Genomic DNA, 11,700 nt, shown 5'->3' with positions numbered 1-11,700 from the left:
TGGGGCAGCAGGTATCGCTGCGGGAATACCAGAGAACATCTTGCTGATGGGCGCTGGATGAGCTTAAAGCCATGCAGGAACATCTAAGCCCGAGTGGGGAAACTGGTATTAAAAGCCTCCTTATGGTGATGACCCAACCGACCAACGTTATATCAGTGAAGGGATTGAGTATGCGCGCCAGAACGGTTATTAAATGGATGCATAGTCTTTTGACTATGTTTTTATTAATTCTGGTCGTTGGTTTCGTGTATCTGAATCGTACAGACGATACGCGCTCAGAGGACGAGCTACAACATGTCTATAAGATTAATGACTGCCTGTGGCTTTATACCACTAAAAACAGAGAGGGTGACGCTACCGCACCCATTATATATCGCTTTTATGTGAGCGGTGAAATTACAGGAAACGATAAGAAAATTATCAAAAAATTGAATAATGAAGTACCATTTCTTGTAGGAAGTGGCAGCATAAGTAAAATAAGTTTTGTTGAAAATGGCAACCTTAGTGTCAAATATAGAGGATAAGTTTATTCGCTAAGTGACATTATCAGTTATTCGATACGCGGCCAGCAGATTAATACCCACATATCATATCATATCATATCATATCATATTAATTAGCGCCTCACGGAGCTCATTGTTCAACGCCGCCAGCACTGAAAGCAACAGTCAGCACTGTCGGCGTTTATTGTTATAACGGATTAATTCTCAGGCGCACAGTAAGTGCCCAGCCTGAACCGATCTGCTACCCAGAGCCTGACATCGTAAACTATCTCCTTCAGTTTTTTCCGGTCTGATTTCTCACAAAGAGATAGTCCAACACATCCTAAAATTTGATGTGGTAAATAAATTCACTCTGGCAGTGAAACACTCAATACAAAACTCGCCTTGAGGAAGATAGTAAATGCGTCAAACCTTCACTCCGAATACAGGCTCCGGCGGTTATATGAAGGTATCGCTGCCCTGACTGATAATTTGGGGTGTAATCATGCAATCAGGAAATCGAGACTTTCGCCGCATCCTCTGCCATCCTGAAATCTTTATTCAAATCTTTTTTTAACGCAAAGCGCGTAAACGTCAGTAAACTGATACCGTTATATTCCTCAACCAAATCAAAAACAGCTTTTTCGATATCACTATCAATCATAATATATCTTCATTATCAACAATTCGGTTTAAGTCCAATTAAACCTGCAGCTTAAAAGAAATATCTACACCTATTACCGCTTTTGACCCGCCGTTATTCATTACCCACGCGTTATAAACGCAGCGACAGCCAAAGAGAGGCGCGGCAGAAGTGCCCCTCTTCCCAAGGTAAAGCTTAAATAAGCCATTGCCCGTCGTGCGGCTGCGGCCAGAACAGTGCGGCCTGGCCTCGTGAGGCTCTCTGCTCATCGTACACCTGCCAGACGATGCCATCATAAATCATAAAGCGCTTACCCTGACTGTCGATACGCGGCCCCTGGTAGTTATCAGCGATACCGTTTTGATCAACAATATCAAGTAACCTCTTCCGCTCTTCCCGATCCTCTTCCGATGCACTGAAGCGCGAAGGCATGCCAAGCATCTGTGGTTGCGTATAATTAAAGCAGCGTAGTGCGCAATGATTAGCATAGATAAATCGTGGATCCTCACTGCCGTCATGGGCCAGTAAGCTGTAAGGAGCATCAGTGTGCAACCAGCTTAGTCGATCGGCTATCCCTGCAGGAGTGAGCAACGGAGCACCACGATGAACGCGGAAACTGTTATCAATCAGTATCAGTAGTGCACGCATTTCCTCTGTCATAATTTGTCCTATAGGTTTTTTACCCGGGGATTAGTACCCAGCACATGCGCAGGGTCGACCAGAACTTCAATCAACATAGAAACGCTGCCGGGTGTTCGACATTTAGCAAGTAGCGAATGCAGATTAGACAGGTCAACCGCCAAGCGCTCCGCCTGCCAGCCTGAGGCGCGAGCCAGTGCACAGTAATCCAGCGGCCGCACTTCTGCATGATAGTTTCGAGGATCAACGTCCGGCAAAATTTGTGTTAATCCCTGTTCGACGATGGAAAATCGAGAGTTATTCAGCAGAAAGAGAGTTAAGCCAAGATCGCGTGCCTCTCCCATTGAACCGGCAAACATTCGAAAACATCCATCTCCGGTAAACACAAATACGGCACTGTTCGGGCTGGCCAGCCGGGCTCCAATCGCCGCGCCGAAAGCTCCCCCCATCGCTGAACCCCGATAGAGAGAGAAAAAACGAATGCGATCGTTAGGGCGCTGTGTAACATACTGGCGATCTTTATAGGCCAGACACACATCATCAAATCCGAGTGAGTTTTCCGGCCACCAGGCATCAAGCCGCTGATAAAGTTCGGCCATATTGACATACCCCGCTTCCGGTTGAGTAAGAGGAAGGGCATTCAGATAATCAGGGGCGATATCAGCCGGGATATTGCCAAATGGCTCACTGCGCCCTTCATCAGTCAGGGAACGGAGCAGGCTATCCAGCGGAGCATGGACATGATGATATTCGCCCGTTGCGAAATGGCTGAAACTGTTGTCTATCTGGCCGTAGGCGCCGCGAATATTACTGAGGTAAAAAGTGTTGGCGGCACTGAATTTTTTTAGATTGGCCGTATATTCATCCGGGCAGGCACCCAAAATCATCAGCACATCATTCTCACCCAGATTTTCATACAGCGAGAGACTGCTGTCATTGCCACCAAAGGAGATATAGCCATAGCCGTAAGGGTTAGATCTGCTCACCGCATTCGCACCGTTAATGCTCCAGATGGCTTTAGCGTGTAACACCTGGCACAGCTGCTCAGTCATCTGTGACGCCTGCTTATAGCGCGCCATCTCCTCGCCAACCAGAATAACCAGATGCTTATCGGATACCGCCTGACGGAATTGAGTAAGAAACACGGCAATATCATCAGTCTCTGCCGGTTCAGGAGGCGACAAGGGGGGAGATGAGGCAGGCACCCGTTCGACAAGTGCCTCATGCATCAGCACTAACACTACCGGTTTTGCATTATCAAGCTGGCGGCGCGCCTGGGTCAAAGTGCTCGCCAGCGTACTGATATTATCAAGCAGGAATACGCCATCAGGGCACTCCGCGCGCAGCTGTTCTGGCACATTGCTGCCATGGCGCGTGGTATCCTGCAGTGGGGCCAATCCTTCCGTCGCTGCACCCGATAAGGGCACTAAATAAACAGCAGGAATATCATGAAGTTTTGCATCACTTAGCCCGCAAGTCAGCAGCTTTGTGGCGGCACCACTGGTTGCAACCGCAGCTGCCATCTTTCCACTGGCTAAGTAGTGTCCAAGAGGGACAAATCCCGCGCTGTATTCACCAAGGGTGAATAATGCTGCTCTTCCATCAACGTCCGCATCAAATGGCGGAAAGTGCTTGAGAAAATGAATTACACCGCCGCCAGTAACACCACTGTAAAGTGTTATGCCCCATTCATCTAAACGACTGACTAAAAGATCATAGCCATTACCTGTTGGTGTTGCGGATGTCGAATTCATCGAACCTCCTGGCTGAATCAGACTTCAACAGCTGATTATCACCATCAATTATAATAGTGCTGAAATAGCCGTGTTTTTATTCTCTGCCAAGACTGAACCTTTCCCACAGGCTTATTTTAGCGGCATTAAAACTAAAGCCGTTATTTACGTTCACTTTGTAACATCTCAGATAAACGTCATTGATGCCAAACGCGTATTTATTGCCTTTTAATCCGAACAGGCTGACCTTATCCGCGATATAGTCACCCAGATCGAAACGTTTGTTCTCTCTTAATACGTGATTTTCGGCAAGGCCAATACCATTTTTATAGCAGCTTAACGGCACGCTAATCCCCGCCAACTTCACGCTGAAAACCACCTGCTGATGGTCAACCATGGCGATTGTTACTGGCAGCAGCGGATTGGGATAAATTGCCGTCAGATTTTTATCAATGCTGATGCATTTCTGCAAAACCGTATCGTACAGCATCACATAGCCATGCGAAGATGTGATAAGCAATTGATCATCAAGGGATGCTTTCAATCCGTCAATCACCGCTTTATTAATTTTCAGGTTTACCAGGTGGGTAATTCTGCGAGCATCGAAAGTCTGACGCACATCTTTTTCCCATTTAGTGCCGGAAGGCCGCCAGAAGCACAGCGTTGAGATCGATAGTACCGGATGTTCTGCAATTTTCTTGCTGACCTGCGGATGATAAGTCAGCGGTACGCTGCTATCCGTCGGCGCTTCGTAGTCAATCACAATTCTGTCGATTTGCGTGTTGACCGGAGAGGGAATAAATATTTTCAGAAAGCTGGATAAATCAATATCACGATACAGCGAAATAGATGCAGCGGTTTCATGACCACTCATCAATTTCAGATGTGATTTGGTGTTTTTCTTATTAATATAAAATCCGATCAGCGTCATTGGTTCAGAAATTTTAATCTCATCGTCCTGATTGAGAAATGCAAAAGTTTCCTGGAATAACGAGTTTTTTATTTCATATTTTTTATCTTCAGCATACTCTTCTGAGACATTGCGAATAATGAAATTTTCACTGTAATTAATATTATCACTCATAAAGCCCAGAGAACTTTTACTTTGCTCGTCTTCCAGCACCTGTGCAACCATACTACCAATAAAGTTGGCAATAAACTCGGTGGGATGCGGATCCATATCATATAAATTATCAATCAGCGAATTTGAGAATGCGTTAATATTTTCAATGATATGTTTAAAACATAAGAACTGTGCTCCCAGCCGCCTGGCCAGCAGTTCGCGGGTACGGTAAATGATAGTGGTATTATGCAATGTCGCCAGCAAAGGAATGGCAATAATAACCAGTTTGGTCTGGCTGGCAATGGTCGAGAGGAATTCAAAATAGATATCATTATAGAAATTATAATTTTTAAATGAATTCGTTTTTAAAAAGTACTCTTCATCATTCGGCAAACTGTCAAAAAATACATAGTCGTAAACGGAGAAATCCATACGGGCAAACACTGAAAACTGTAAGCCGGGAGACGCACCGATAGATAAGTTACTCACCTCAGAATCGACCAGACGATCGGACAATCCTTTGACCCAGCCGTTGCGGCGAACTGAATTCGATGTTCCTAAGATTAAAATTTTCATCAAAGCACCTTCTCCGTTATACCGCTGAGTTATTATTATTGCGACTTATCTCAACCTGCATAAATAACTCACTCCAACGTTGGGAGAAGTCATTAGCCGTATAATTCTTTGCCAGTTTAGCGGCATTTTTTTGCATCGCCTTCAGGCCTTTACGATCTTTTAAAGCGCTAATCACCGACTGTGCGAATTGCTCATCCTGTTTATCTTCGACCAGAAAACCATTAACACCATCAACAATCATTTCCTCGGGGCCGTAATTAATTTTGTAGGAAACCACCGGACACTGATTTGCCAGTGCTTCCATTATCACCAGCCCATAACCCTCAGAGCGACTGGTAAACAGCATCAGATCGGCTGACTGATAGACTAAATCAACACTTTCGGTGTATTCACAGATCTCAACATGGTTCGACAAATCATACTGCTCTATTGCCGCCTGCATTTTTGCCAGCTCGGAACCATAACCGTACAGCTTTAGCGAGGCTTCCGGGATCGCCTGCACCACCCGGGAGAAGATGCGGATCAACTCCGGCAACCTTTTAACCGGATCAAAGCGCCCGACAGAGATGCAGCTAAAGGGCTTACGTTCGGCATTATATTTTGCGATTTTTTTATCATAAACATGTGGTATTTCAACGCTGACATTATTGAATTTAAAGCGTTCCTCAGCCTCTTGCTTCTGCTTTTTAGTCAGAAAAACCAGCGCATCCAGTTGATGGGCATTGTCAAAATAGTGCTTATAGTGGCTGTTTACCCGCGAATGACTGTCCGCTGGGTTAACATAATGAGCAGCATGAATAGTACCGATATAAACATAGTTCGGTTTTTTATGCGAAAATAATGCCTGACTAAAATAAATCGCCCGATCAATAATAAAGTAGTAAAGCGTGTCATCGCGATTGTAGAAGGTGTCCAGTGCATGCAGAAACAGTTCTTTTTCTGACGTCAGCGTGGTTTCAATGAACCCTTGCGGATTAAACAGAATGATACTTTGCAGTTCACTGGACTTGTCATCCACCTTATAATTATTAATTATTTTTAGTTTACCGTCGGCATCAAACAGTGATACTGAGGTTATTTTTCCTTCGCTGATATGTTGAATACAGCTTAATTTCTGCGCGGCATCGTATTTAGCGCGCATAATTATTTTATTATCGTTAAAATAATTTATATAGGACAGCGAACCGTCACTGCGCGTAATCTCATATCGCTTCTCAAACTTGCCTTTCTTAAAGATAAAATTGTTATTAGTATCCTGCACATAACCTTCACTGGCAACCGGAGTATACGGCTTAATCTCTCCGCCAGCATCGACATCGCCAGGCTGAATTTTTTGAAACAGTGAGTACACATTCTGAAAGCGAACCTGTTTACTGAGCACGCCGTTCTCAATCATATTGTTATAGACGTGGCTAAGCTCAGCATCATACTCAACCGTAAGAATGGTGACAATATAGTCGCGCTGAGCGAGAATATTAGCTCTTTTCAGCATCGCCATGACCAGGCCATTTTTCTTTAATCCCAACCGGGGATAAAGCATGATGATCTCTTTCTTCTCGTATGCTTTGCGGTCGCTCATATTGTCACCCGTCTCTTTTGCATTATTGAATGTGCTGTACATCATCATTTCTACGTTATTCCTGTTACCACAGAAGCATTAACGCTCGCGCAGCGCTTCTTTTACCCGATTGAAAGGCTTCACCAGATATTCCATGATGGTTTTCTGGCCGGTTTTAATATCCACCGTGGCCACCATCCCCGGCACAATCGAAAAATGATGGCCGGCTGCGTTTTGCAGATAGTCGACGTTGGTGCGGATAAACACGCGATAGTAGTAAATCTCCGGTTTGACCTCATCCTGGATCGTGTCGGGGGAAATTCCTTCTACAACGCCTTCCATGCCGCCATAAATTGCATAGTCATAAGCCGAGATTTTTACCAGCGCGCGTTGGTCGGGATGGATAAAGGCGATATCGCGCGGCGACAGGCGCGCCTCAATCAGTAAGCGATCGTCTAATGGCACGATATCCATCAGTTCGCCATTCGGTGGAATGACGCCGCCGATGGTCATCACCTTGATATTTTTTACAATGCCGCGCACCGGCGAGCGCACCGTCAGACGGGTAACCGAGTCAGCGCGGCCTTTAATCACCTCGCTCAGCGAGTCAACTTCAGCGTTGCCCTTCGCCATCTCTTCACGAGCCTGCACATAATACTGCGAATAGAGATCGGTCAGTTTCAGATCGAGGTCGGCCTTTTGCCGCTGCAGACGTAACACCTCAACGCTACTGGCCGCACCGCTTTTTGCCAGTTTCTGCGTAATCGCCAACTCGCGACTCGCCAGCGACAGCGACTCTTTAATCCGGGCAGCTGACTCAGTGAGCTGCTCGCGGCGCGTATTGTATAAACGCGTTTCCGAAGCCAGCAGTTCAGGAAAAGCCTCTAACTCTTGCGGAAATGTTAAGGGCTGATTATTCACTTCTGCACGCAAACGCGCAGTCGCGGCCAGTGAAGCACGGTAACGCGCGGCGCTCTCTCCAACATTCGATTCGTAACGCGTCGGATCAAGCCGTGCCACCACTTGCCCTGCCTGCACCATCGCGCCTTCATGCACGCTGAGTTCGGTCAGCACGCCGCCATCCAGCAACTGCACCACCTGTTCACGCGTGCTGGGAATCACCTTGCCACTGCCGGTAGAAACCTCATCCAGTACGCCAAACCATGCCCAGACGCCCGCCGACAACAGCAGGAAAAAGGTGATAATAATGATCCGCGCCGAGCCGGTATAACTCCTGCGGCTACCCTTCTCATCATCCAGATCGTCAAGATTAAAGGGTGAAGGTGCGGTAGTGGTGGTTTCAGCGGGCAGGTTTTTCATCGGACGCCTCCTGCTGGGAAGTCGGGTTACGTGAGTTTTTAATCGCTTTATCTTTCGGCGCATCCATTACCAGTAGCCCCTCTTTCAGCACCACCACGCGATCCACCAGTTCCAGTACCGCAGCACGGTGAGTCGCAACAATCAACGTTCGCCCAGCCAGCCACTGGCCCAGACGCTGAATAAACTCACGCTCGGTATGCTCATCCAGCGAGGCGGTTGGCTCATCCAGCAGCACAATATTTGGATCGCGCAGCAGCATACGCGCCAGCAATACCGACTGCCGCTGTCCTCCGGATAATCCGATACCCCCTTCCATCACTATATGATCCAGCCCCAGCGGCAATCGCCGCACATAGTTGGCGGCACCACTGACTTCCAGCACCTCAAACAGCGCCTCATCGTCGATATTAGGTGCGCCCAGCATCAGGTTTTCACGCAGAGTGCCGTGAAAAAGGCGCGCGTTTTGCGTCAGCAGGCCGATATTACGGCGGATATCTGCAGTATCGATATGTGACAGACTCAGGTTATCCAGCCGCACTTCGCCGCTGACCAGCTCCATACCGCCAGCCATTGCTTTCAGCAGGGTAGATTTTCCGGCACCGTTACGCCCTAACAGCGCGATACGCTCGCCGGGCTGGACGGTCAGGCGACCAATTTTCAGCGGGAATACGGTATCTTCAGTGCGATAACGGAAACAGGCATCGGTAAACTGGTAATGGCCGTGCAGCACCGGGCAGTGCACCCGCGTCTCTTCCCGGCTGTTCTCAACCGGCAGATTCATGATGCTGTCCAGACCGGCTTTGGCCGCTTTCACCTGCTGCCAGCGCGCCAGTACGCCGCATAACTTGGTCATTGGCGAGATCATGCGCGAGGAAAGCAGTGAGGCAGCGACGATCGCACCGGTAGTGATATCGCCATCCATCACCATCGGTGCACCAATCACCACCACCGAGGCATACACCAGGTTTTGTACCGTCACTCCCCAGTTGACCAGGCCCTGAGTCAGACGACGGGTCTCCACACCGGACTGCGCGGTGATCTGGATATAGCTGTTCCACTGTTGCAGGAAGCGATCTTCCGCCTGCATCAGCTTGATATCCTCAAGCCCCTGTACGCTTTCAACCAGCACGGCGTTACGCAGTGTGGATTCATGTAACGACCTGCGCGCCAGCGTGGCGAGCCGTTTCTGCAGCAATAGGCCCGGCACAATCATAATCACCGCCGCCACTGGCGCGATCCATGCCAGATGCGGCGAGATAATCGCCAGAACAAACAGGAACAGGAAAAAAAATGGCATATCGACAATTGCGGTGACGGTGGTTGAGGTGATCATCTCGCGAATCTGCTCAAGTTCGCGCAGCTGTGAAATAAAGCTGCCGGTAGAGCGTGGGACGGCACTTTCACGCAGCCGCAGCGCGTGACCAAATACCCGATCGGAGACGCGCATATCGGCGCGTTTACCCAGCACGTCGGTAATATGTGAGCGGCCAAGCCGCAGCAAGAACGAGAACAGTACGGCGATTAACACTCCGCCAAACAATACATAAAGCGTCGGATAAGACTGCGCCGGAATCGCCCGATCATAAACCTGCATGGAAAACAGAATGCCGGACAGCGCCAAAATATTCACCAGCAGTGAAGCCAGCATCACATAGCCGTAAGGTTTAATGTCGCGCAGCACCAGCTTGCGCAGCCAGTCGGGCTTATTTTGCTCCAGATAACGATCGACCCGGCTGTCTTTCGCCGCCGCAACCGGCCGGAACGCCACAACATGACGAATTTGCGGCAGCATCTGTTTAAATGACACAGGCGTCAGTTGCGGATCGTTAGCGAAGTTAAGCGTCAGCGTATCCTCACCATCAAACTGGCTAATCACTGCTACCTGGCCGTCAGACAATTCCACTGCCAGTGGCAGTCGCCATGCCGACATTTCTCGTGCCGGATCGTCCAGCATGCGCGCAGACAGACCCGCCTGGCGTGACAGGTTGGTTAATGCCCGCTCCAGTGGCAGCGCATGTTGCCATTCAGTTGTGGCATATAACATGCCGGGTGAGCAAGCCAGCCGGTAGTGGGTGGCAATCTGAATAATTGCGGCGGTCCACGATGACAGCGGCTGACCTTCAGGAGTATCGGGGGTTTCTGACGGAGTGACCGCCTGAAGTTGGGTCATGGTTGAATCTCCACCGTTTGAATCGTCTGATTGTTCAGCGCGAAGGCTGAACGCATAAAGCCAGTGCTGTACAGGCAGTCAAGCTGTAAGGTGTGTATCTGACTAATGGTTTGCTGTTCGGTGAAGCGCGCCTGATAAATCTCCTGCTCGGAGTTGAGTACATCCAACAGTGGGCGCGTGCCCAGTTGCAGATACTGATCCTGATACAATTCGCGGGTTCGCTCTGCCAATTTCTGCTGACGACTCTGAATCACCAGCGTACGCGCCAGGCTCATCTCTTCATTTTGCGATTCGCTGAGTTTTTGCTGTGCATCAAGCTGGGCATTACGCACTGCCGCATTGGCAGATTCGAGAGTATGTGCGGCGGCATTGCGACTGGCCGTCAGGCCTCCGCCCTGATAAAGCGGCATTTCAACCTTAACCCAGGCACCATACTGGGTACGATCCAGTACCTGATTATTGGAATAGTTATTGGTCAGATAGTGGGTGACTTCAGGCTCTAATGAGATGGTTGGGGTCATCTGGGAGTTGGCGTTGTCGAGATTAGCCTGCGCCTGATTAACCTGAGCCCAGGCCGCCAGCACTGAAGGAATCAGTCGATAATCGGGCTGTGCCACCTGGCAAGATTTAGAGAGCGTAACGGGAAATTTATTGCTGACTTCTTTCAGATCGCGCCAGCCAAGGTAGGTTGACAGTGTGGCACGCCAGCGATCCAGGTTAGCCTGGTATTGCATCAGCGTAGACCGCGCTCCCTCAATACGGGTTTCGGTTTGCACCACGTCGGATAATGAGCTGGCACCTTCATCGTTACGCTGACGCGCCAGCTTGCCGATATTATTCAGTGCTTCAAGCTGTGCCTCAGCAATTTTCACCAGTTGCTGATAGCCCTGCACCTGCACCACTGCTGCCGCAGTATCATGGGCGATGGTATCAATACTCACCAGCACATTGGCCTGCTCTTTGGCCACGCTGGCTTCAGCCGCTCTTACCGAGCTGTCTACTTTGCCGAAGTCATACAGCATCTGTGACAACGACAGTACAAATGATGGGTTATAGCCGCTGTTGGTACTGGAATTGGTCATGCCGTTGTTCATGCCGGCACTTATTTTTGGATAGTATTTTGATCGCGCGACATTGACGCCTTCAGCCTGCTCATACAGTTTACCGACCACCTCGGCAATATCGGGATGCCATTGCACCGCGCGATTAACCGCCTGCGTAATATCGAGTGTGGCGGGAGCATTTGGCGATTGTTGTGAAGCAACAGTGCCGTCTAAAGAGGGTAACTCCTGCTGAGCAAACATTTGCCCGGCACGGATCATATTTGCTGAAACCTCGCTGTCTGACGCAGCAAACAACGCGGTACTAAAAAAGAGGGCGAAGCAAAAGACAAATGCACTCGCCAGGTGGCAATAACTAAACATTGCTCGTAACAGAACTAAATTCATTAATCATCCACCGCAGATTAAGAGTGAAGATGGCACATCCTTGTGCCGGTTTATTCCCTATAAGTTCA

9 protein-coding genes are annotated in these 11,700 nt (G+C 48.8%); 1 reads left to right on the top strand and 8 read right to left on the bottom strand.

From position 1 onward, the window contains the following. Positions 1 to 71: 71 nt before the first annotated feature. A complete protein-coding gene (locus tag ACP3TC_RS02285; protein ID WP_426817435.1) occupies positions 72 to 524 on the top strand; it encodes a hypothetical protein in 453 nt (150 codons plus the stop codon). Positions 525 to 993: 469 nt separating this feature from the next. Here ACP3TC_RS02285 and ACP3TC_RS02280 read toward each other — a convergent pair whose 3' ends face one another. The 8 genes from ACP3TC_RS02280 to ACP3TC_RS02245 all read right to left on the bottom strand — a co-directional run bounded on the left by ACP3TC_RS02280 (position 994) and on the right by ACP3TC_RS02245 (position 11,632). Beyond that, a complete protein-coding gene (locus ACP3TC_RS02280; protein WP_313853842.1) occupies positions 994 to 1,146 on the bottom strand; it encodes a hypothetical protein in 153 nt (50 codons plus the stop codon). Positions 1,147 to 1,320: 174 nt separating this feature from the next. Further along, positions 1,321 to 1,785, bottom strand: coding sequence for an MEKHLA domain-containing protein (locus ACP3TC_RS02275; protein WP_426817434.1), 465 nt, complete (start codon positions 1,783 to 1,785; stop codon positions 1,321 to 1,323). 8 nt (positions 1,786 to 1,793) lie between these two features. Then, the gene (locus ACP3TC_RS02270) at positions 1,794 to 3,518 is read right to left on the bottom strand and encodes a thiamine pyrophosphate-dependent enzyme (protein WP_426817433.1); all 1,725 of its coding nucleotides are present in this window, start codon (positions 3,516 to 3,518) and stop codon (positions 1,794 to 1,796) included. 76 nt (positions 3,519 to 3,594) lie between these two features. Beyond that, on the bottom strand, positions 3,595 to 5,136 hold the full coding sequence (locus ACP3TC_RS02265) for a hypothetical protein (RefSeq protein WP_426817432.1): 1,542 nt from the start codon (positions 5,134 to 5,136) through the stop codon (positions 3,595 to 3,597). 16 nt (positions 5,137 to 5,152) lie between these two features. Continuing rightward, entirely contained in the window at positions 5,153 to 6,763 is a 1,611-nt protein-coding gene (locus ACP3TC_RS02260; RefSeq protein ID WP_426817431.1) for a glycosyltransferase, read from the bottom strand. A 30-nt stretch (positions 6,764 to 6,793) separates the two neighbouring features. Further along, the gene (locus ACP3TC_RS02255; protein ID WP_313853847.1) at positions 6,794 to 8,014 is read right to left on the bottom strand and encodes an HlyD family efflux transporter periplasmic adaptor subunit; all 1,221 of its coding nucleotides are present in this window, start codon (positions 8,012 to 8,014) and stop codon (positions 6,794 to 6,796) included. Next, positions 7,995 to 10,184 (bottom strand): type I secretion system permease/ATPase, encoded by a 2,190-nt coding sequence (locus tag ACP3TC_RS02250; protein WP_426817430.1) that lies wholly within the window; start codon positions 10,182 to 10,184, stop codon positions 7,995 to 7,997. Before ACP3TC_RS02250 ends, ACP3TC_RS02255 begins: the two co-directional genes overlap by 20 nt. Then, complete coding sequence (locus ACP3TC_RS02245) at positions 10,181 to 11,632, bottom strand: TolC family outer membrane protein (protein ID WP_426817429.1); 1,452 nt, start codon at positions 11,630 to 11,632, stop codon at positions 10,181 to 10,183. Before ACP3TC_RS02245 ends, ACP3TC_RS02250 begins: the two co-directional genes overlap by 4 nt. Positions 11,633 to 11,700 lie beyond the last annotated feature (68 nt).

This window comes from Winslowiella sp. 2C04 (assembly GCF_050037805.1).
Classification (GTDB): domain Bacteria; phylum Pseudomonadota; class Gammaproteobacteria; order Enterobacterales; family Enterobacteriaceae; genus Erwinia; species Erwinia toletana_A.
The sequence above is the reverse complement of the archived record's forward strand: the minus strand, read 5'-3'. Positions and strand labels throughout refer to the sequence as shown.

What these genes read in the sequence shown, in the direction of transcription:
- ACP3TC_RS02275 (WP_426817434.1), bottom strand. Translation starts at nt 1,785, where the DNA reads ATGACAGAGGAAATGCGTGCACTACTGATACTGATTGATAACAGTTTC.
- ACP3TC_RS02280 (WP_313853842.1), bottom strand. Translation starts at nt 1,146, where the DNA reads ATGATTGATAGTGATATCGAAAAAGCTGTTTTTGATTTGGTTGAGGAA.
- ACP3TC_RS02250 (WP_426817430.1), bottom strand. Translation starts at nt 10,184, where the DNA reads ATGACCCAACTTCAGGCGGTCACTCCGTCAGAAACCCCCGATACTCCT.
- ACP3TC_RS02245 (WP_426817429.1), bottom strand. Translation starts at nt 11,632, where the DNA reads ATGAATTTAGTTCTGTTACGAGCAATGTTTAGTTATTGCCACCTGGCG.
- ACP3TC_RS02265 (WP_426817432.1), bottom strand. Translation starts at nt 5,136, where the DNA reads ATGAAAATTTTAATCTTAGGAACATCGAATTCAGTTCGCCGCAACGGC.
- ACP3TC_RS02285 (WP_426817435.1), top strand. Translation starts at nt 72, where the DNA reads ATGCAGGAACATCTAAGCCCGAGTGGGGAAACTGGTATTAAAAGCCTC.
- ACP3TC_RS02270 (WP_426817433.1), bottom strand. Translation starts at nt 3,518, where the DNA reads ATGAATTCGACATCCGCAACACCAACAGGTAATGGCTATGATCTTTTA.
- ACP3TC_RS02260 (WP_426817431.1), bottom strand. Translation starts at nt 6,763, where the DNA reads ATGATGATGTACAGCACATTCAATAATGCAAAAGAGACGGGTGACAAT.
- ACP3TC_RS02255 (WP_313853847.1), bottom strand. Translation starts at nt 8,014, where the DNA reads ATGAAAAACCTGCCCGCTGAAACCACCACTACCGCACCTTCACCCTTT.